The organism is Labrys sp. HAY1-8F, from assembly GCF_056754975.1.
Genome location: NZ_JBPGWZ010000002.1, coordinates 984,816 through 1,005,334, shown reverse-complemented (window position 1 = coordinate 1,005,334; position 20,519 = coordinate 984,816). Strand labels below are relative to the sequence as shown.

The 20,519-nt window shown below is 61.3% G+C and carries 17 protein-coding genes and 1 tRNA gene; all 18 read left to right on the top strand.

What is annotated here, in order from left to right; all coding sequences use genetic code 11:
- Positions 1 to 126: 126 nt before the first annotated feature.
- Positions 127 to 447, top strand: coding sequence for a YbjQ family protein (locus ACR9ZN_RS13720; protein WP_105865681.1), 321 nt, complete (start codon positions 127 to 129; stop codon positions 445 to 447).
- Positions 448 to 614: 167 nt separating this feature from the next.
- Positions 615 to 690 (top strand) — tRNA-Trp (locus ACR9ZN_RS13715).
- 284 nt (positions 691 to 974) lie between these two features.
- Positions 975 to 1,172, top strand: a complete 198-nt coding sequence (gene secE, locus ACR9ZN_RS13710; RefSeq protein WP_434956979.1) for a preprotein translocase subunit SecE — start codon at positions 975 to 977, stop codon at positions 1,170 to 1,172.
- Between the two features lie 12 nt (positions 1,173 to 1,184).
- Positions 1,185 to 1,718 (top strand): transcription termination/antitermination protein NusG, encoded by a 534-nt coding sequence (gene nusG, locus ACR9ZN_RS13705; RefSeq protein WP_434956978.1) that lies wholly within the window; start codon positions 1,185 to 1,187, stop codon positions 1,716 to 1,718.
- Between the two features lie 140 nt (positions 1,719 to 1,858).
- Positions 1,859 to 2,290: a 50S ribosomal protein L11 gene (gene rplK / locus ACR9ZN_RS13700; protein ID WP_105865683.1), complete on the top strand. Its 432-nt coding sequence runs from the start codon at positions 1,859 to 1,861 to the stop codon at positions 2,288 to 2,290.
- A gap of 4 nt (positions 2,291 to 2,294) precedes the next feature.
- On the top strand, positions 2,295 to 2,993 hold the full coding sequence (gene rplA / locus ACR9ZN_RS13695; RefSeq protein WP_434959656.1) for a 50S ribosomal protein L1: 699 nt from the start codon (positions 2,295 to 2,297) through the stop codon (positions 2,991 to 2,993).
- Between the two features lie 1,058 nt (positions 2,994 to 4,051).
- Entirely contained in the window at positions 4,052 to 4,570 is a 519-nt protein-coding gene (gene rplJ / locus ACR9ZN_RS13690; RefSeq protein ID WP_434956976.1) for a 50S ribosomal protein L10, read from the top strand.
- A gap of 53 nt (positions 4,571 to 4,623) precedes the next feature.
- Positions 4,624 to 4,998, top strand: a complete 375-nt coding sequence (gene rplL, locus ACR9ZN_RS13685) for a 50S ribosomal protein L7/L12 (RefSeq protein ID WP_434956975.1) — start codon at positions 4,624 to 4,626, stop codon at positions 4,996 to 4,998.
- Between the two features lie 313 nt (positions 4,999 to 5,311).
- Positions 5,312 to 9,433, top strand: a complete 4,122-nt coding sequence (rpoB, locus tag ACR9ZN_RS13680) for a DNA-directed RNA polymerase subunit beta (protein WP_434956974.1) — start codon at positions 5,312 to 5,314, stop codon at positions 9,431 to 9,433.
- Positions 9,434 to 9,567: 134 nt separating this feature from the next.
- Entirely contained in the window at positions 9,568 to 13,770 is a 4,203-nt protein-coding gene (gene rpoC, locus ACR9ZN_RS13675; RefSeq protein WP_454814385.1) for a DNA-directed RNA polymerase subunit beta', read from the top strand.
- A 481-nt stretch (positions 13,771 to 14,251) separates the two neighbouring features.
- Positions 14,252 to 14,623 (top strand): 30S ribosomal protein S12, encoded by a 372-nt coding sequence (gene rpsL, locus ACR9ZN_RS13670; protein WP_068299562.1) that lies wholly within the window; start codon positions 14,252 to 14,254, stop codon positions 14,621 to 14,623.
- 14 nt (positions 14,624 to 14,637) lie between these two features.
- Complete coding sequence (gene rpsG, locus ACR9ZN_RS13665) at positions 14,638 to 15,108, top strand: 30S ribosomal protein S7 (RefSeq protein WP_068299564.1); 471 nt, start codon at positions 14,638 to 14,640, stop codon at positions 15,106 to 15,108.
- 28 nt (positions 15,109 to 15,136) lie between these two features.
- Positions 15,137 to 17,212 (top strand): elongation factor G, encoded by a 2,076-nt coding sequence (fusA, locus tag ACR9ZN_RS13660; protein WP_434956972.1) that lies wholly within the window; start codon positions 15,137 to 15,139, stop codon positions 17,210 to 17,212.
- Between the two features lie 54 nt (positions 17,213 to 17,266).
- Positions 17,267 to 18,457 (top strand): elongation factor Tu, encoded by a 1,191-nt coding sequence (gene tuf, locus ACR9ZN_RS13655; RefSeq protein WP_434956980.1) that lies wholly within the window; start codon positions 17,267 to 17,269, stop codon positions 18,455 to 18,457.
- 69 nt (positions 18,458 to 18,526) lie between these two features.
- On the top strand, positions 18,527 to 18,835 hold the full coding sequence (gene rpsJ / locus ACR9ZN_RS13650; protein WP_068292049.1) for a 30S ribosomal protein S10: 309 nt from the start codon (positions 18,527 to 18,529) through the stop codon (positions 18,833 to 18,835).
- A 31-nt stretch (positions 18,836 to 18,866) separates the two neighbouring features.
- Positions 18,867 to 19,571, top strand: coding sequence for a 50S ribosomal protein L3 (rplC, locus tag ACR9ZN_RS13645; RefSeq protein WP_434956970.1), 705 nt, complete (start codon positions 18,867 to 18,869; stop codon positions 19,569 to 19,571).
- 10 nt (positions 19,572 to 19,581) lie between these two features.
- Positions 19,582 to 20,202, top strand: a complete 621-nt coding sequence (rplD, locus tag ACR9ZN_RS13640) for a 50S ribosomal protein L4 (RefSeq protein WP_149254710.1) — start codon at positions 19,582 to 19,584, stop codon at positions 20,200 to 20,202.
- Positions 20,199 to 20,495: a 50S ribosomal protein L23 gene (locus tag ACR9ZN_RS13635; RefSeq protein ID WP_434956969.1), complete on the top strand. Its 297-nt coding sequence runs from the start codon at positions 20,199 to 20,201 to the stop codon at positions 20,493 to 20,495. The genes rplD and ACR9ZN_RS13635 overlap by 4 nt, the downstream gene beginning before the upstream one ends.
- Positions 20,496 to 20,519 lie beyond the last annotated feature (24 nt).

Here is a 20,519-nt window from a genome sequence, read left to right as displayed (position 1 = left end):
GCCTTGGCTGCGCCGTTTTTGTTTGTATTGGTGGCTTTTGCGTAAAGTGTTTTTGACGCGTTTTCTTAATCGGAAAGTCTATCAACCTTTCTGAAAAACGCTCTATCCGCATTCGAGGAACAGGTCATGATCGTCGTCACTACCAATGATCTCCCAGGTTACCGCGTCGTGAAGCATTTCGGCGTGGTGCGGGGCATCACCGTGCGTTCGCGCAGCGTGATCGGCAATATTGGTGGCGCCATCCAGTCGGTGTTCGGCGGCAAGCTGTCGGTCTATACCAATCTGGCGGAAACCGCCCGGCAGGAAGCCTATGAGCTTCTCGTGCGTCATGCCGAGGAACTGGGCGCCAATGCCATCATCGCCATGCGCTACGATGCCAATGAGATCATGGATGGAATCACCGAGGTGCTGGCCTATGGCACCGCGGTGGCCGTCGAGCCGGTCTAAGCGAGGCCGGGGCAGCCCGGGTATGAAAACTGCCATGAAATGCGGAGCGCCTGCAGGTCCGTCGCACTTCTGCCCTGGCGGCGATGAAAATTTACACAGCGATCCCCATCTGTGGGATTGCGCCAAATCATTTGCGCGGCTATGTAGGCGCCGCGCGAGCAACGCGTAGGGGTATAGCTCAGCTGGTAGAGCGACGGTCTCCAAAACCGTAGGTCGCAGGTTCGATCCCTGCTGCCCCTGCCAATTTACGCGGATGAGGCGTTTAGCTTTTTTCGCTCTGTCATGAAAGCCGGGGGATGGGGCTTGGCCGCACCCTCGGTTTTGTGTTGGCAAAAACGGCCGGACAGGATTTGCAAGCCCGCTGGGCGGGATCGCAGACCCTGCGAGGTTCACAGTCGTCGCAGAGCCTGGCTGGCCGGATCATGTCCGCTTCATCCACGCTCCGCTCAGGCCCGGCCTTGCATTTGCAAGGTAGGATTTCGAAATGAGTGCCGGAACAATCCTGTTTCGGTCAAGGCGGTAGAACGATGGCAAAGACGACTCCGATGGAGTTCTTGCGACAGGTTCGCAATGAAACGAACAAGGTCACCTGGCCCACCCGCCGGGAAACCATGATCACGGCCCTCATGGTCGTCATCTTCACCATCGCCATGGCCATCTTCTTCTCCATCACGGATGCCGTGTTGATCCGTGCCGTCTCCTTCATCGTGAATCTGGGCCGCTAGGGAAAATCCATAATGGCCAAGCGCTGGTACATCGTTCACGCCTATTCCAACTTCGAGAACAAGGTCGCGCAGTCGATTCGCGAGCAGATCGCCCAGCGTGGGCTCTCCGATCTGTTCGAAGAGATCCTGGTGCCGACCGAAAAGGTCGTCGAGGTTCGCCGCGGCCGCAAGGTCGATACCGAACGCAAGTTCTTCCCCGGCTATGTGCTGGTGAAGTGTGACCTGACGGACGAGGTGCATCACCTCATCAAGAACACGCCGAAGGTCACCGGCTTCCTGGGGGCCGACAAAGCCAAGCCCGTGCCGATTCCCGACCGTGAGGCGGAGCGCATCAAGGGGCAGGTCGCCGATGGCGTCGAGCGTCCCAAGCCCTCCGTCAGCTTCGAGGTCGGCGAGCAGGTCAAGGTCGCGGACGGCCCGTTCGCCTCCTTCAACGGCATCGTCGAGGAAGTCGACGAGGGTCGTGCCCGCCTCAAGGTGGCGGTTTCCATTTTCGGCCGGGCCACCCCGGTCGAACTCGAATATGGGCAGGTCGAGAAGGTTTGACCTGATTCCATACGCGGGAGGAGACATCGGGCCGATCGCCGCCCGATGAAACCGAACCGCGAAACTCCGGCCATCTCGATGGTCACCTGCCATCCTCTTGATGGCTGATAACCGCGGGGCAACCCGCATAGGAGCAACAAATGGCGAAGAAAATTACGGGCTACGTCAAGCTTCAGGTTCCGGCCGGCGCCGCGAACCCGTCGCCGCCCATCGGCCCCGCGCTCGGTCAGCGCGGCCTGAACATCATGGAATTCTGCAAGGCCTTCAATGCGAAGACCGCGCAGATGACCAAGGGCATGCCGATCCCGGTCATCATCACGGCCTATCAGGACCGTTCCTTCACCTTCGAACTGAAGCTTCCCCCGGTGTCCTACTGGGTCAAGGAAGCTGCCGGCATCAAGTCGGGTTCACAGACCCCCGGCAAGGGCGCCAAGGCTGGCAAGATCACGATCGCTCAGATCCGTGAGATCGCCGAGAAGAAGCTGCCCGACCTCAACTGCGATACGGTCGAGGCCGCTATGGCCATGGTGAAGGGTTCCGCCCAGTCGATGGGCCTCGAGATCGTCGGGTGATATGATGGCACATCAAGGAAAGCGTATTCGCGCGGCCAAGGAAGGCATTGACCGCATCAAGCTCTACGGCCTGGATGAGGCTGTGGCCCTGATCAAGGACCGCGCCAAGGCCAAGTTCGACGAAACCGTCGAGATCGCCATGAATCTGGGCGTCGATCCCCGCCATGCCGACCAGATGGTCCGCGGTGTTTGCAACCTGCCCAACGGTTCGGGCCGGACGCTGCGCGTGGCCGTGTTCGCCCGCGGCGCCAAGGCTGACGAAGCCCGCGCTGCCGGTGCCGATGTGGTGGGCGCCGAGGATCTCGTCGAGATCGTCAATGGCGGCAAGATCGATTTCGATCGCTGCATCGCCACCCCGGACATGATGCCGCTGGTCGGCCGTCTGGGTAAGGTGCTCGGCCCGCGCGGCATGATGCCGAACCCGAAGGTCGGTACCGTGACCATGGACGTCACCTCGGCCGTGCAGGCTTCGAAGGGTGGTTCGGTCGAGTTCCGTGTCGAGAAGGCCGGCATCGTGCATGGCGCTATCGGCAAGGCCTCGTTCTCGGCCGACAAGCTCGCCGAGAACATCAAGGCTTTCGCCGACGCCGTGGTCAAGGCCAAGCCGACTGGCGCGAAGGGCACCTATGTCCAGCGCGTCGCCCTGTCCTCGACGATGGGCCCCGGCGTGAAGATCGATCCGGCCAGCGTGCTCAGCGCCTGATCCGGTTTGCATCGAACGATTTGAAAACCCCGCCGAAGCTGCTTCGGCGGGGTTTTCTATGACATAGCTAGCTTCAACTGCTCCTTGCCATTTTCGAAAATCATCATGTTTCGACGCCGATTTCTTTTCTCTCTTGGGAGGTGTCGCCATGACAGCAGGTGGCCTGCCACATCAGTGGTCAGAGGTATGTAGTCTACTCGCCAAGCGTGGCGTCGCAGGAATATCAGCCATGGGGCAATGCAGCCTACGCCTTCTTCAAGATCGTCAACGGCCAACTCGCGGCAAGCCGACTCCGAGGCGCACTTCTACGCCATCAACGATGGCAATGATTTAGGGGGCCTCTTCCTGACGCCGAACGATGCGCTCGCTGCCAGAACTTCGCCGTCCCAACCGCGTGATTGGCCCTATATCCCGAACTATCGTGCGCCATGGTACGGGAAGTTTCATTGAGAGGTCGCCAAAACGGGGGGCGGGGCGGGAATGCTGGCGAGCCGCCTTAGTTGTTCAATCACCGATAGGGGAGTCTGGGGTGTCGGTAAGCCAAAGCGCTTCGATGCGTTTTGGAAAAAGCGCCTTCCCAATGCAAATTCCCCCTTGGCAATTCGGCCAAGAGGGACTATATCGCGCTTCTCACTGAACTGATCAAAGGTTCATGACCCTGGGATGTGTAAACAGCCCGGGATTTTTGCTGTCCAAAGCAATTTGGACGGTAGGCTGGTCGGAAAGGTTTTCGAGCCTTGACGGCCATGTCCTGTCCGAGACTGCAGGCGCAGGGAAACCTGCTTAATCGCCGGGAGAGGCCCTGAAAAGCGCTCCTTTTGGCCTGCATAGACGGGGAAGACCGGTTTTCGGTATCCGCCTCGCGGCTGCCTCATGAATTGGTTCGATCCGGCTCGCTCGTTGTGATGGCATGTGTCATTTTGACGCATATCCGATAACGAGGGACAGGCAATCGAGCGTCGCCTTTCAAGGTTCCGGTTCGCCGGTATCCCTAAGGCGGCAAATGCAACGGTCGGCTTTCCTTTGAATTTGGGAAAGCTGCAACCGGAGAGAGCAACGTGGAAAGAGCGGAAAAGCAGGAGTTCATCGGCGTTCTCCAGGAAGTCTTCAAGGCTTCTGGCGTCGTCGTCGTAGCTCACTATTCCGGCCTGACCGTCGCCCAGATGCAGAACCTGCGCAAGCAGGCCAAGGCAGCTGGTGCGACCGTGAAGGTCGCTAAGAACCGCCTCGCCAAGATCGCTCTCGATGGCACGGATGTGGCCTCCATCGCGCCCCTCATGAAGGGCCCGACCTTGATCGCTTATTCCAGCGATCCTGTGGCTGCTCCGAAGGTCGCCGTCGACTTCGCCAAGGCCAACGACAAGTTCGTTATCCTCGGCGGCGCGATGGGCAAGACCTCTCTGAACCAGGATGGTGTCAAGGCGCTTGCGTCTCTGCCGTCTCTGGACGAACTGCGCGCCAAGCTTATCGGCCTTATCCAGGCCCCGGCTACCAAGGTCGCTCAGGTCGTCAACGCACCGGCTGCCAAGCTGGCTCGCGTGTTCGGAGCCTATGCCAAGCGAGACGAAGCGGCGTAAGGCCGTTCGCAACCCGATAAACCGGTACGAACCTAAACTAAGGATTACGGACAATGTCCAAGATTGAAAAGATCGTTGAAGACCTCTCGAGCCTGACGGTTCTGGAAGCCGCTGACCTCGCCAAGGCCCTGGAAGAGAAGTGGGGCGTTTCGGCTGCTGCTGCTGTTGCAGTGTCGGCTGGCCCGGCTGCTGCCGCCGCTCCGGCTGCTGAAGCTCAGACCGAGTTCACCGTTGTTCTGGCTGCTGCTGGCGACAAGAAGATCGAGGTCATCAAGGAAGTCCGCGCGATCACCGGCCTCGGCCTCAAGGAAGCCAAGGACCTGGTCGAAGCTGCTCCGAAGCCCGTCAAGGAAGCCGTGGCCAAGGAAGAAGCCGACAAGATCAAGGCTGCCCTCGAGAAGGTCGGCGCCAAGGTCGAGCTCAAGTAAGCGAGCTTGCTTCAGGCGATTTGGCCCCGGGGTTTCCCCCGGGGCCTTTTCGGCGTTTTGGGGCCTTGCGCACCAGATGCCGGAACGGCGGACCAGAGAATCTTCGAGATTTCGATCCAATTGGATGAGATCGTTCGGGATTTTCCGGTCTGCCGTGACGAGAATGGCGAGGGCCGGTGATCCGGCCGACAGTTTCAGCACCGGGCCGCACCAGCGGCGCTGTGCCGGGCGGGGAGAGCAATCTTCCCTGCGATTCAAATGCCTGCAGGATCGGTGCAATGATGCCGGGCCTGCTTGAAAGGACGAGGACCACATGGCTCAGACGACCAATGCCCGCAAGCGCGTCCGCCGGTTTTTCGGAAAGATCCGCGAAGTCGCGACGATGCCGAACCTGATCGAGGTTCAGAAGGCTTCCTACGACCAGTTTCTCCAGGTCTTGGAGCCCGAGAGCGGGCGGACGGATGAGGGATTGCAGACCGTCTTCAAGTCGGTCTTCCCGATCTCGGACTTCTCCAACAAGGCGATGCTCGAATTCGTCCGCTACGAATTCGAAGCGCCGAAATATGACGTCGACGAGTGCCGCCAGCGCGGCATGACCTTTGCTGCGCCTCTCAAGGTGACACTGCGTCTGATCGTGTTCGATGTCGACGAGGAAACCGGCGCCCGCTCCGTGAAGGACATCAAGGAGCAGGACGTCTACATGGGCGACATGCCGCTCATGACCTCGAACGGCACCTTCATCGTCAACGGCACCGAGCGCGTCATCGTCTCCCAGATGCACCGTTCGCCGGGCGTGTTCTTCGATCACGACAAGGGCAAGACCCACTCGTCGGGCAAGCTCCTGTTCGCCGCACGCATCATTCCCTATCGCGGCTCCTGGCTCGACATCGAGTTCGATGCCAAGGACATCGTGCATGCGCGCATCGATCGCCGCCGCAAGATCCCGGTCTCCTCGCTGCTCTTTGCCCTCGGCATGGATGGCGAAGAAATTCTGCGTACCTTCTACAACTCCATCACCTATGTCCGCGACAAGGATGGCTGGCGCGTTCCCTATGACTGGAACCGTCTGAAGGGCGTCAAGCCGACCATCGATCTCATCGACGCCGATACCGGCGAAGTCGTGGTTGAAGCCGGCAAGAAACTGACGGCGCGTTCTGCCCGCGCGCTGGCCGACAAGGGCCTCAAGGCCCTGCGCGTCACGGATGAGGATCTGATCGGCCGTTACGTCGCCGAGGACATCGTCAATCTCAACACGGGCGAGGTCTATCTGGAAGCTGGCGACGAGCTCAGCGAGAAGAACCTGAAGCTGCTCGGCGACGAGGGTTTCGACGAGATTCCCGTGCTTGACATCGATCACGTCACGGTTGGCGGCTACATCCGCAACACGCTGGCGGTCGACAAGAACAACTCGCGCGAAGAGGCCTTGTTCGACATCTATCGCGTGATGCGTCCGGGTGAGCCGCCGACGATCGACTCCGCCGAGGCGATGTTCCAGTCGCTGTTCTTCGATTCCGAGCGTTACGACCTCTCGTCGGTCGGCCGCGTCAAGATGAACATGCGCCTCGACCTCGATGCCGAGGATACCGTCCGCGTGCTGCGCAAGGACGACATCCTGGCCGTGGTCAAGACGCTGGTGGACCTGCGCGACGGCAAGGGCGAGATCGACGACATCGATCATCTCGGCAACCGCCGCGTGCGCTCGGTCGGCGAGCTGATGGAAAATCAGTATCGCGTCGGCCTGCTGCGCATGGAGCGCGCCATCAAGGAGCGCATGTCCTCGGTCGACGTCGACACCGTGATGCCGCAGGATCTGATCAACGCCAAGCCGGCGGCTGCCGCCGTGCGCGAGTTCTTCGGCTCCTCGCAGCTCTCGCAGTTCATGGACCAGACCAACCCGCTGTCGGAAATCACCCACAAGCGCCGCCTGTCGGCGCTTGGCCCGGGGGGTCTGACCCGCGAGCGTGCCGGCTTCGAAGTGCGCGACGTGCATCCGACCCACTACGGCCGCATCTGCCCGATCGAGACGCCGGAAGGCCCGAATATCGGTCTGATCAACTCGCTGGCGACCTTTGCTCGCGTCAACAAATACGGCTTCATCGAGGCGCCCTACCGTCGCGTCCGCGACAGCAAGGTCACGCCCGAGGTCGTCTATCTGTCGGCGATGGAAGAGGGCAAATACTACGTCGCCCAGGCCAACATCCCGCTCGACCAGGAAGGTCGGCTGACCGAGGACTTCGTGGTCTGCCGTCATGCCGGTGAAAACGTCATGGTGACGCCTGACCGCGTCGACTACATGGACGTGTCGCCCAAGCAGCTGGTTTCGGTTGCCGCCGCGCTCATTCCCTTCATCGAGAATGACGACGCCAACCGGGCGCTGATGGGAGCGAACATGCAGCGCCAGGCCGTGCCGCTGGTGCGCGCCGATGCGCCGTTCGTCGGCACCGGCATGGAAAGCGTGGTGGCCCGTGACTCCGGCGCTGCCATCGGCGCCCGCCGCACCGGCATCGTCGACCAGATCGACGCGACGCGTATCGTTATCCGCGCCACCGCCGATCTCGATCCGACCCAGTCGGGCGTCGACATCTACCGCCTGATGAAGTTCCAGCGCTCCAACCAGTCGACCTGCATCACGCAGAAGCCGCTGGTCCGCGTCGGCGACGTCGTGAAGAAGGGTGACATCATCGCCGACGGTCCCTCGACCGAACTCGGCGAGCTGGCGCTCGGCCGTAACGTGCTCGTCGCGTTCATGCCCTGGAACGGCTACAACTTCGAGGACTCCATCCTGCTCAGCGAGAACATCGCCAAGGAGGACGTGTTCACCTCGATCCACATCGACGAATTCGAAGTGATGGCCCGCGATACCAAGCTGGGTCCGGAAGAAATCACGCGCGACATTCCGAACGTCTCGGAAGAAGCGCTGAAGAACCTGGACGAGGCTGGCATCGTCTATATCGGCGCCGAGGTGCAGGCCGGCGACATCCTGGTCGGCAAGATCACGCCGAAGGGCGAGAGCCCGATGACGCCGGAAGAAAAGCTCCTGCGCGCCATCTTCGGCGAAAAGGCCTCCGACGTGCGCGATACCTCGTTGCGCGTTCCCCCGGGCGTCACCGGAACCATCGTCGAAGTGCGCGTGTTCAACCGCCACGGCGTCGACAAGGACGAGCGTGCCCAGGCGATCGAGCGCGAAGAGATCGAGCGCCTGGCCAAGGATCGTGACGACGAGCAGGCGATCCTCGACCGCAACGTCTATCAGCGTCTCGTCGAATTGCTCGAGGGCAAGGCGGCGATCGGCGGGCCTAAGGGCTTCAAGAAGGAGACGGTGCTTACTGCCGACGTGATGCAGGAGTATCCGCGCTCGCAGTGGTGGAACTTCGCCGTGGCCGACGACGCTCTGATGAGCGAGGTCGAGGCCATGCGCAAGCAGTACGACGAATCCAAGAAGCGCCTTGAACAGCGCTTCCTGGACAAGGTCGAGAAGCTGCAGCGTGGCGACGAACTGCCGCCCGGCGTGATGAAGATGGTCAAGGTCTTCGTCGCCGTGAAGCGCAAGATCCAGCCGGGTGACAAGATGGCCGGCCGTCACGGCAACAAGGGCGTGGTTTCGCGCATCATGCCGATCGAAGACATGCCTTTCCTCGAGGATGGCACGCCGGTCGACATCGTGCTCAACCCGCTCGGCGTTCCCAGCCGCATGAATGTCGGTCAGATTCTCGAAACCCATATGGGTTGGGCAGCTGCCGGTCTCGGCAAACTTGTTGGCGATGCCATCGACGCCTATAAGAGGGGCAAGGGGGCCAAGCAGCTCAAGGATACGCTCGACCGCATCTACGGCAAAAATGAAGAGATCGAGTCCATGGATGAGCGTGAGCTCGTCGACATGTCCTCGACGCTTCGCCGCGGCGTGCCGATCGCGACCCCGGTCTTCGACGGCGCCAAGGAAAGCGACATCGTCGACTTCCTCAGGATGGCGGGGCATGACGCCTCGGGTCAGGTGCAGCTCTATGACGGGCGCACGGGCAATCCCTTCGACCGCAAGGTGACAGTCGGCTACATCTACATGCTGAAGCTGCACCATCTGGTCGACGACAAGATCCATGCCCGTTCGATCGGCCCGTACTCGCTGGTCACGCAGCAGCCGCTGGGTGGCAAGGCGCAGTTCGGCGGTCAGCGCTTCGGCGAAATGGAGGTGTGGGCCCTGGAAGCCTACGGCGCCGCCTACACGCTGCAGGAGATGCTCACCGTCAAGTCGGACGACGTGGCGGGCCGCACCAAGGTCTACGAGGCCATCGTGCGCGGCGACGACACCTTCGAGGCGGGCATTCCGGAATCGTTCAACGTGCTGGTCAAGGAAATGCGTTCGCTGGGCCTCAATGTCGAGCTCACCGGCCTGCGCAACGCCGACCAGATGCTGCCGCCGGCCGAAGCTGCCGAGTGACATTGCCCGGGAGGCGGGTCTTCGGACCCGCCGTGACCGTGCCGCGAATGAGGCGGGTCTGAAGACCCGCCCCCCATTTTTATCCGCGCGGGCAGGGGCGTTGGCCCCGCCTTAGCGCAAACCTGGAGACGGCCATGAACCAAGAGGTCATGAATCTCTTCAATCCGGTAGCGCAGCCGCAGACCTTCGATCAGATCAAGATCTCGATCGCTTCGCCGGAAAAGATTCTTTCCTGGTCCTACGGCGAGATCAAGAAGCCGGAGACCATCAACTACCGTACGTTCAAGCCCGAGCGTGACGGCTTGTTCTGCGCGCGCATCTTCGGACCCATCAAGGATTACGAGTGCTTGTGCGGCAAGTACAAGCGCATGAAGTACAAGGGCGTCATCTGCGAGAAGTGCGGCGTCGAAGTCACGCTGTCGCGCGTCCGCCGCGAGCGCATGGGCCATATCGAACTCGCTGCGCCCGTCGCCCATATCTGGTTCCTGAAGTCGCTGCCGAGCCGCATCGGCCTCTTGATGGATATGACGCTCAAGGATCTCGAGCGCATCCTGTACTTCGAATATTACGTCGTGATCGAGCCCGGCCTTACCCCCTTGAAGGAGCGTCAACTCCTCTCTGAGGATGAGTATGCGCGCGCTCAGGACGAGTATGGCGAGGACAGCTTCACCGCGATGATCGGCGCCGAGGCCATCCGCGAGATGCTGCGCTCCATGGATCTGGAGAAGATCGCGGCGGATCTGCGCGTCGAGATCGCCGAGTCCACCTCGGAGCTCAAGCCCAAGAAGCTGGCCAAGCGCCTGAAGATCATCGAGGCCTTCGTCCAGTCGGGCAACAAGCCTGAATGGATGATCCTGACGGCCGTGCCGGTGATCCCGCCGGATCTGCGCCCGCTCGTCCCGCTCGACGGTGGCCGCTTCGCGACCTCGGACCTCAACGATCTCTATCGCCGTGTCATCAACCGCAACAATCGTCTGAAGCGGCTGATCGAACTGCGTGCGCCTGACATCATCATCCGTAACGAAAAGCGCATGCTGCAGGAAGCTGTGGACGCGCTGTTCGACAACGGCCGCCGTGGCCGCGTCATCACCGGCGCCAACAAGCGCCCGCTGAAGTCGCTGTCCGACATGCTCAAGGGCAAGCAGGGCCGGTTCCGCCAGAACCTGCTCGGCAAGCGCGTCGACTATTCCGGCCGTTCGGTCATCGTCGTCGGTCCTGAGCTGAAGCTGCATCAGTGCGGTCTGCCCAAAAAGATGGCGCTGGAGCTGTTCAAGCCCTTTATTTATTCGCGTCTCGACGCCAAGGGGCTTTCCGCGACCGTCAAGCAGGCCAAGAAGTTGGTCGAGAAGGAAAAGCCGGAAGTCTGGGATATCCTCGACGAGGTCATCCGCGAGCATCCGGTGCTGCTCAACCGTGCTCCGACGCTGCATCGCCTTGGCATCCAGGCCTTCGAGCCGGTGCTGATCGAAGGCAAGGCCATCCAGCTGCATCCGCTTGTCTGCACCGCCTTCAATGCGGACTTCGACGGTGACCAGATGGCCGTGCACGTCCCGCTGTCGCTCGAAGCGCAGCTGGAAGCGCGCGTGCTGATGATGTCGACCAACAACATCCTGCATCCGGCCAATGGTCAGCCGATCATCGTGCCGTCGCAGGACGTCGTGCTCGGCCTGTATTATGTGACGCTGATGTCGGACGGCGAGCCCGGGCAGGGCATGGTGTTCGGCAACGTCGGCGAACTCGATCATGCGATCGACAACAGAGTCGTCACGCTGCACTCGAAGATCAAGTGGCGCTGGAGGGGCATCGATGCCGAAGGCAACGAGGTCACCAAGATCTACGACACCACGCCCGGCCGCGTGAAGCTGGCCGAGTTGCTGCCGAAGAATCCCAAGATCTCCTTCGAGGCCGCCAACAATCTGATGACGAAGAAGGCAATCTCCGCCCTCATCGACGTCGTCTATCGCAACGTGGGTCAGAAGGAGGCGGTCATCTTCTGCGACCGCATCATGACGCTCGGCTTCTCCAACGCCTTCAAGGCGGGCATCTCCTTCGGCAAGGACGACATCGTCGTGCCGGAGAACAAGTGGAAGATCGTGGCCGAGACCGACGCTCTCGCGAAGGATTACGAGCAGCAGTACAATGACGGTCTGATCACCCAGGGTGAGAAGTACAACAAGGTCGTCGATGCCTGGGCCAAGTGTGCCGATCGTCTCGCCAAGGAGATGATGGACCGCATTTCGGCCGTGAAGAAGGACGAGAGCGGCCGCGACAAGCCGATCAACTCCATCTACATGATGGCGCACTCCTCGGCCCGCGGTTCGCCGGCCCAGATGCGTCAGCTCGGCGCCATGCGCGGCCTGATGGCCAAGCCGTCGGGTGAAATCATCGAGACGCCGATCATCTCGAACTTCAAGGAAGGCCTCACCGTGCTCGAGTACTTCAACTCGACCCACGGCGCCCGCAAGGGTCTGGCCGACACCGCCTTGAAGACGGCGAACTCGGGTTATCTGACGCGTCGTCTCGTCGACGTCGCCCAGGACTCGATCATCACCGAGACCGATTGCGGCTCGGAAGGCGGCATCGGTGTTCGTGCGATCGTCGATGCGGGCCAGGTCGTGGCTTCGCTCGGCATTCGCGTCCTCGGTCGTACTGCGGCTCAGAACATCACCGACCCCTCGACCGGCACCGTCATCGTGCCGAAGGGCGAGATGATCGACGAGAAGGCGGTCGACCTGATCAGTGCCTCGGGCCTGCAGGAGATCAAGATCCGTTCGGTGCTCACCTGCGAGACCAAGAACGGCGTCTGCGCCACCTGCTATGGTCGCGACCTGGCACGCGGCACGCGCGTCAATATGGGCGAGGCTGTCGGTGTCATTGCGGCACAGTCGATCGGTGAGCCGGGTACACAGCTCACCATGCGTACCTTCCACATCGGTGGCGCGGCGCAGATCAACGAGCAGTCGAACATCGAGTCCACCTTCGAGGGCACGGTCAAGATCCGTAACCGCAACGTGGTGCGGAACACGGACGGCGAGCTGATTGCCATGGCCCGCAACCTGGCTGTCGTGGTCCTCGACCATGACGGCACGGAGCGCTCGGTCAACCGCGTCCCCTATGGTGCCCGCATCAAGGTCGATGACGGTGACAAGATCAAGCGCGGCCAGCGTATCGCCGAGTGGGATCCCTACACCCGCCCGGTGATCACCGAACTCGATGGTGTGATCGGCTATGAGGATCTGGTCGACGGCATCTCGGTTAACGAGAGTGCCGACGAGTCGACCGGCATCACCAAGCGCGTGGTCTCCGACTGGCGGACGTCGAGCCGCTCGGCGGATCTGCGTCCGGCCCTGGTGATCAAGGGCAGCGACGGCAAGATCGCCAAGCTGTCGCGCGGCGGCGACGCCCGCTACTTCCTGGCGGCCGAATCCGTCATCTCGGTCGATCCAGGCTCGAAGGTGAATGCCGGCGACGTCATCGCCCGCGTGCCGCTGGAGAGCGCCAAGACCCGCGACATCACGGGCGGTCTGCCGCGCGTGGCCGAGTTGTTCGAGGCTCGTCGTCCGAAGGATGCGGCGATCATCGCCGAAATCACCGGCACGATCCAGTTCGGTCGCGACTACAAGAACAAGCGTCGTCTCGTGATCCAGCCGCATGAGGCTGATCAGGAGCCGGTCGAATATCTGATCCCGAAGGGCAAGCACATCCATCTCCAGGACGGCGACGTCGTCGAGAAGGGTGACTTCATCGTCGATGGTAACCCGGCTCCGCACGATATTCTGGCGGTCAAGGGCGTCGAGGAACTGGCGGCCTACCTGGTCAACGAAATCCAGGAAGTCTACCGCCTGCAGGGCGTGCAGATTAACGACAAGCACATCGAAGTGATCGTCCGGCAGATGCTGCAGAAGATCGAGGTCACCGACGCCGGTGAGACCGAGTTCCTGCCCAGCGAGCAGGTCGACCGCATCGAGTTCGAAGAGGCCAACCTCAAGGCGGTCGAGGAGGGCAGGAAGCCTGCGGTGGGCCATCCGGTGCTGCTCGGCATCACCAAGGCTTCGCTGCAGACGCGTTCGTTCATCTCGGCGGCCTCCTTCCAGGAAACCACCCGCGTGCTCACCGAAGCTGCCGTCAACGGCAAGTCGGATACGCTGGAGGGCCTCAAGGAGAACGTCATCGTCGGCCGCCTCATCCCGGCCGGTACTGGCGCCCAGGTTGCTCGGGTCCGCGAGATCGCCAAGCGCCGCGACGATCTTATCCTGCAGCAGAAGCAGGCCGAGGCCGGTGTTCCGGCTACGCCGGCGGCCGAAGCCGAAGTCGTGGCATTGCCCGCGGCGGAGTAAGAAAATTCAACCGATCGGTTGAATGGGAGGGCGGCTTGCAAGAGCCGCCCTTTCGTCTTTGAGGGAGCCGTGATCATGACGAGGGAGGGGCAGACCCGAAGCCTGAAGTCATGCAAAACGGCAAAGGGGCTATGCGAAAGGCCCTATCGGCTCAAAAACCTCATTTATTGGTAAATTTGACACGCTTCGCGCTTGACGAGAGGCGAGTCGGCAGTTAAAGACCACATCACTTTCAGGGCGGGCCGTAAGCCGTATTGTTCCTGCAGTCGACAAGACGCGGAACTGATCGCTTAAACGCTGCCTCCGGGCTACCAGACACAGTTCCGGTCATGATCGTACGCTTTGCGTTGCGATCCTCTGTGGGTGTCGCGCTTGCATCCCCTAATAGGGAAGCTGGCGCGGTTTCGTTTTGCGTGATTGCTCACGCAGGGCAAAGCAGTGCGTTCGTAGGGGCGTACTAATCGATGTTGAAGGGCGAACGATGCCAACCATTAGCCAGCTGATCCGCAAGCCGCGCGAACCGAAAGTGTATCGCGAGAAGGCGCGCCACCTGGAAGCATGCCCGCAGAAGCGCGGTGTGTGCACTCGTGTGTATACGACGACTCCGAAGAAGCCGAACTCGGCTTTGCGTAAGGTTGCCAAGGTGCGTCTCACCAATGGCTTCGAGGTCATCGGCTACATCCCCGGCGAAGGCCATAACCTTCAGGAGCATTCCGTGGTCATGATCCGCGGCGGCCGCGTGAAGGATTTGCCCGGCGTCCGCTATCACATTCTCCGCGGCGTTCTCGATACCCAGGGTGTCAAGAACCGTAAGCAGCGCCGTTCGAAGTACGGCGCGAAGCGTCCGAAGTAAGGGAAGATTTCACCATGTCCCGTCGCCATCGTGCAGAAAAGCGTGAGATCATTCCGGATCCGAAGTTCGGTGATCTCGTCGTGACCAAGTTCATGAATGCCATCATGTATGATGGCAAGAAGTCGGTTGCCGAGAAGATCGTCTACGACGCTTTCGACACCATCGAAGCCAAGGCCAAGCAGAGCCCGATCACGGTGTTCCAGACTGCCTTGTCGAATGTCGCCCCGGCGATCGAGGTTCGCTCCCGCCGCGTTGGTGGTGCGACCTATCAGGTCCCGGTCGAAGTTCGTCCGGAGCGCCGCCAGGCTCTCGCCATCCGTTGGATCCTCAGCGCGGCCCGTAACCGCAACGAGAAGACCATGGAAGAGAAGCTGTCGGGCGAGCTGCTCGACGCCTCCAACAATCGCGGCAACGCCGTGAAGAAACGCGAAGACACGCACCGGATGGCGGAAGCCAACCGCGCCTTCTCGCATTACCGCTGGTAAGCCGGAAGACAGGACTGAGGATCACACGATGGCCCGCACCCACGCGATCGAGGACTACCGCAACTTTGGTATTATGGCGCATATCGACGCCGGTAAGACCACGACGACCGAGCGGATCCTTTACTACACCGGCAAGTCCCACAAGATCGGCGAAGTCCATGACGGCGCCGCCACCATGGACTTCATGACCCAGGAGCAGGAGCGCGGCATCACGATCACGTCCGCCGCGACGACCGCTCTGTGGGCCGGCAAGCGCCTGAACATCATCGACACCCCCGGCCACGTCGACTTCACCATCGAAGTCGAGCGTTCGCTGCGCGTACTCGACGGTGCCGTCTGCGTGCTCGACTCCAACCAAGGCGTCGAGCCTCAGACCGAGACCGTCTGGCGCCAGGGTGACAAGTACAAGGTTCCGCGTATCGTCTTCGCCAACAAGATGGATAAGACGGGCGCCGACTTCTACAAGTGCCTCGACGACATCGTGAAGCGCCTTGGCGCCAAGCCGATCGCCATTCAGCTGCCGATCGGTTCGGAGTCGAACTTCAAGGGCATCATCGATCTCGTTCGCATGAAGGCCGTGATCTGGTCGGGTGAATCGCTGGGCGCCGAGTTCGACGCCGATCTGCCGATCCCGGAAGACATGGTCGAGAAGGCCGTCGAGTACCGCAACATGCTCATCGAAGCTGCTGTGGAACTCGATGACGAGGTTCTCGCTGCCTTCTTCGATGGCCAGGAGCCGGATGAAGCGACGCTGAAGCGTCTGATCCGTAAGGCCGTCCTTACGGGCGCCTTCTATCCGGTTCTCGCCGGTTCCGCCTTCAAGAACAAGGGCGTACAGACCCTTCTTGATGCCGTGGTCGACTATCTGCCGTCGCCTGTCGACGTGCCGGCCATCAAGGGCATCGACCCGGAGACCGAAGAAGAAATCGAGCGCAAGTCTTCGGACTCCGAGCCTCTTTCTCTTCTCGGCTTCAAGATCATGGACGACCAGTATGGTGTCCTGACCTTCTGCCGCATCTACTCGGGCAAGCTCGAGAAGGGCGTCTCGCTGCTCAACTCCTCCCGCGAGAAGACCGAGCGTGTCGGCCGCATGGTTCTGATGCATGCCAACAACCGCGAGGAAATCGCCGAAGCCTATGCTGGCGACATCGTCGCCTTGGTTGGCCTCAAGGACACCCGCACCGGCGACACCCTGTGCGATCCCAACAAGCCTGTCATCCTAGAACGCATGGAATTCCCAGAGCCCGTCATCGAGATGGCCGTGGAACCCAAGACCAAGGCGGACCAGGAAAAGATGGCTTTGGCCCTGATCAAGCTCGCTTCGGAGGATCCGTCCTTCCGTGTGTCGACCGATCAGGAATCCGGCCAGACCATCATCAAGGGCATGGGTGAACTCCATCTCGACATCAAGGTCGACATTCTGCGTCGTACCCACAAGGTCGAGGTCAATGTCGGCGCGCCGCAGGTGGCCTTCCGCGAGAAGATCACCAAAAAGGCCGAGATCGACTACACCCACAAAAAGCAGACCGGCGGTACCGGCCAGTTCGCTCGCGTCAAGTTCGTCGTCGAGCCGAACGAACCCGGCAAGGGCTTCGAATTCGAATCGAAGATCATCGGCGGTTCGGTGCCCAAGGAATATATTCCCGGCGTCGAAAAGGGCCTCAACTCGGTTCTGGGTGCGGGCATCGTCGCCGGCTTCCCGGTTGTCGACGTCAAGGTCACGCTGATCGACGGTGCCTTCCACGAAGTCGACTCGTCGGCTCTGGCCTTCGAAATCGCCTCGCGCGCCGCTCTTCGTGAAGGTTTGCAGAAGGGCCATTCGGTCCTGCTTGAGCCGATCATGAAGGTCGAAGTCGTTACCCCGGAAGAATATACCGGCTCGGTCATCGGCGATCTCAACTCCCGGCGTGGACAGATCCAGGGCCAGGACATGCGCGGCAACGCGAATGTCGTGAACGCCATGGTTCCGCTCATGAACATGTTCGGCTACGTCAACCAGCTGCGTTCCTTTACCCAGGGCCGCGCCAGCTACACGATGCAGTTCGATCATTACGAACAGGCGCCGTCCAACGTCGCTGCTGAAATCCAGGCGAAGTACGCCTGATCCCCTTGATTTGAGTTTCATCCGCCGTTTCGGCGACAGGTGAAGGAGGCCCCGATGGCCAAAGAGAAATTTGAACGCAACAAGCCGCACTGCAACATCGGCACGATTGGTCACGTTGACCATGGCAAGACGTCGCTGACAGCGGCGATCACGAAGGTGCTTGCCGAGACGGGCGGTGCGACGTTCACGGCGTATGACCAGATCGACAAGGCACCGGAAGAGAAGGCTCGTGGCATCACGATTTCGACGGCGCATGTGGAGTATGAGACGAAGAACCGTCACTACGCCCATGTCGACTGCCCCGGGCATGCCGACTATGTGAAGAACATGATCACGGGCGCGGCGCAGATGGACGGCGCGATCCTGGTTGTTTCGGCAGCGGACGGCCCGATGCCTCAGACGCGCGAGCACATTCTGCTGGCCCGCCAGGTCGGCGTTCCGGCGCTGGTCGTGTTCCTGAACAAGGTCGACCTTGTCGACGATCCGGAGCTGCTCGAGCTGGTTGAGATGGAAGTTCGCGAGCTTTTGTCGAAGTACGAGTTCCCCGGCGACGACATTCCGATCACGATGGGCTCTGCGAAGGCTGCTCTGGACAACGTCAACCCGGCGATTGGTCATGACGCGGTGCTGAAGCTGATGCAGACGGTTGACGACTACATCCCGCAGCCCGAGCGTCCGATCGACCAGCCCTTCCTGATGCCGGTTGAAGACGTGTTCTCGATCTCGGGCCGTGGCACGGTCGTGACCGGCCGTGTCGAGCGCGGCATCGTCAAGGTTGGCGAGGAAGTCGAGATCGTCGGCATCCGCGCCACGCAGAAGACGACGGTGACGGGCGTCGAGATGTTCCGCAAGCTTCTGGACCAGGGCCAGGCTGGCGACAACATCGGCGCGCTGCTGCGCGGCACCAAGCGTGAGGACGTGGAGCGCGGGCAGGTGCTGTGCAAGCCCGGTTCGGTGAAGCCGCACACCAAGTTCAAGGCCGAAGCCTACATCCTGACCAAGGAAGAGGGCGGTCGTCATACGCCGTTCTTCGGCAACTACCGTCCGCAGTTCTACTTCCGCACGACGGACGTGACGGGCGTGGTGACGCTGCCTGAGGGTACGGAGATGGTGATGCCTGGCGACAACATCGCCATGGAAGTGAACCTGATCGTGCCGATCGCCATGGAAGAGAAGCTGCGCTTCGCCATCCGTGAAGGCGGTCGTACCGTCGGCGCCGGCGTCGTCGCCGCAATCATCGAATAAGAGCTCATCAAAGCGCGTCTTTCGGCGCGCCGTTGAGCGGCGCGCCATTTAATTTTCGGAGTCAGGGCAATGAACGGCCAGAACATCCGCATCCGTCTCAAGGCGTTCGACCATCGTATTCTCGATACGTCGACCCGCGAGATCGTATCGACGGCCAAGCGCACTGGCGCCGCCGTCCGCGGACCGATCCCGCTGCCAACGCGGATCGAAAAATACACGGTGAACCGCTCGCCGCACGTGGACAAGAAATCGCGTGAGCAATTCGAGATGCGCACCCATAAGCGCCTGCTCGACATCGTAGACCCCACCCCGCAGACCGTGGACGCGCTCATGAAGCTCGACCTCGCCGCAGGCGTGGACGTCGAGATCAAGCTCTGATCAGGCTCCTCTAGGCTTAGGAACGAACGCCATGCGTTCTGGTGTCATTGCACAGAAGATCGGCATGAGCCGCGTCTATAACGACGCTGGCGAGCATGTCCCGGTCACGGTTCTCCGTATCGACGATTGCCAGGTCGTCGCTCACAGGACTAACGATAAGAACGGCTATACCGCGCTTCAGCTCGGTGCCGGCCTCGCCAAGGTCAAGAACACGACCAGGGCGCAGCGCGGCCACTTCGCTGTTGCCAACGTGGAGCCCAAGCGTAAGGTCGTCGAATTCCGCGTACCGGAAAGCGACCTGATTCCGGTTGGCGCAACGATCACCGCGGACCACTTCGTCCCCGGCCAGTTCGTCGACGTCACCGGTACCTCGATCGGCAAGGGTTTTGCCGGTTCGATGAAGCGCTGGAACTTTGCCGGCCACCGCGCCAGCCATGGTAACTCGATCACGCATCGTGCCCATGGTTCGACCGGTCAGCGGCAGGATCCGGGCAAGACGTTCGCCGGCAAGAAGATGGCGGGTCACATGGGTGACGAGCGCATCACCACCTTGAACCTCAAGGTCGTGCGCACCGACGTCGAGCGTGGCTTGATCCTGGTCGAGGGTGCCGTTCCCGGCGCCAAGGGCGGCTGGATCCTGGTGCGCGACGCCGTGAAGAAGCAGCTGCCGGAAGCAGCGCCGAAGCCCGGCGCATTCCGCTTGCCTGAAGCTGCAGCCGCAGCTGCTGGCGAGTGAGGAGGAGCCGATGAAACTCGCAATTACCACTCTCGAAGGCTCCGAAGCCGGTTCTGTCACGCTGTCGGACGAGATCTTCGGTCTCGAACCGCGCACCGACATCCTGCAGCGCGTCGTGCGCTGGCAGCTGGCCAAGCGCCAGGCCGGTACGCACAAGACGCTGGGCCGGTCCGAAATCAACCGGACCAAGAAGAAGCTGTACAAGCAGAAGGGCACCGGTGGTGCTCGTCACGGTGCAGCCTCGGCGCCGCAGTTCCGTGGCGGTGGCCGCGCCTTCGGTCCGGTCGTGCGTTCCCACGCCCACGACCTGCCCAAGAAGGTTCGCGCTCTCGGCCTCAAGCATGCGCTTTCGTCCAAAGCGAAAACGCAGCAACTGATCATCGTCGACAAGGCCGTCGCCGAAGTGATCAAGACCAAGGCGCTGAAAGACACCTTCGGCAAGCGTGGCTTGGCCAATGTGCTGATCATCGATGGCGCCGAACTCGACCAGAACTTCGCGCTGGCCGCCCGCAACATTCCCAACGTGGATGTGCTGCCGGTTCAGGGCATCAACGTCTACGACATTCTCCGCCGTGACAGCCTCGTGCTGACCAAGGCGGCTGTCGATGCGCTGGAGGCGCGCTTCAAATGAGCACCGATGTCAGGCATTACGACGTGATCGTGTCGCCGGTGATCACCGAGAAGGCGACCGCTCACTCAGAGCATAACCAGGTGGTGTTCCGGGTTTCTCCGGATGCGACCAAGCCGCAGATCAAAGCCGCCGTCGAAAAGCTGTTCAATGTCAAGGTGATGGGCGTCAACACGCTCGTTCGCAAGGGCAAGACCAAGCGTTTCAAGGGCATTCTGGGCACTCAGAGCGATGTCAAGCGTGCGATCGTGACCCTGGCCGAAGGCCACACGATCGACGTGACGACGGGCCTCTGAGGCGCGGGCCGGAAAGGGAGAGAG

Excerpts from the sequence above, each read along its gene's own strand:
- ACR9ZN_RS13720 (WP_105865681.1), top strand. The coding sequence starts at position 127 with ATGATCGTCGTCACTACCAATGATCTCCCAGGTTACCGCGTCGTGAAG.
- secE (WP_434956979.1), top strand. The coding sequence starts at position 975 with ATGGCAAAGACGACTCCGATGGAGTTCTTGCGACAGGTTCGCAATGAA.
- nusG (WP_434956978.1), top strand. The coding sequence starts at position 1,185 with ATGGCCAAGCGCTGGTACATCGTTCACGCCTATTCCAACTTCGAGAAC.
- rplK (WP_105865683.1), top strand. The coding sequence starts at position 1,859 with ATGGCGAAGAAAATTACGGGCTACGTCAAGCTTCAGGTTCCGGCCGGC.
- rplA (WP_434959656.1), top strand. The coding sequence starts at position 2,295 with ATGGCACATCAAGGAAAGCGTATTCGCGCGGCCAAGGAAGGCATTGAC.
- rplL (WP_434956975.1), top strand. The coding sequence starts at position 4,624 with ATGTCCAAGATTGAAAAGATCGTTGAAGACCTCTCGAGCCTGACGGTT.
- rpoB (WP_434956974.1), top strand. The coding sequence starts at position 5,312 with ATGGCTCAGACGACCAATGCCCGCAAGCGCGTCCGCCGGTTTTTCGGA.
- rpoC (WP_454814385.1), top strand. The coding sequence starts at position 9,568 with ATGAACCAAGAGGTCATGAATCTCTTCAATCCGGTAGCGCAGCCGCAG.
- rpsL (WP_068299562.1), top strand. The coding sequence starts at position 14,252 with ATGCCAACCATTAGCCAGCTGATCCGCAAGCCGCGCGAACCGAAAGTG.
- rpsG (WP_068299564.1), top strand. The coding sequence starts at position 14,638 with ATGTCCCGTCGCCATCGTGCAGAAAAGCGTGAGATCATTCCGGATCCG.
- fusA (WP_434956972.1), top strand. The coding sequence starts at position 15,137 with ATGGCCCGCACCCACGCGATCGAGGACTACCGCAACTTTGGTATTATG.
- tuf (WP_434956980.1), top strand. The coding sequence starts at position 17,267 with ATGGCCAAAGAGAAATTTGAACGCAACAAGCCGCACTGCAACATCGGC.
- rpsJ (WP_068292049.1), top strand. The coding sequence starts at position 18,527 with ATGAACGGCCAGAACATCCGCATCCGTCTCAAGGCGTTCGACCATCGT.
- rplC (WP_434956970.1), top strand. The coding sequence starts at position 18,867 with ATGCGTTCTGGTGTCATTGCACAGAAGATCGGCATGAGCCGCGTCTAT.
- rplD (WP_149254710.1), top strand. The coding sequence starts at position 19,582 with ATGAAACTCGCAATTACCACTCTCGAAGGCTCCGAAGCCGGTTCTGTC.
- ACR9ZN_RS13635 (WP_434956969.1), top strand. The coding sequence starts at position 20,199 with ATGAGCACCGATGTCAGGCATTACGACGTGATCGTGTCGCCGGTGATC.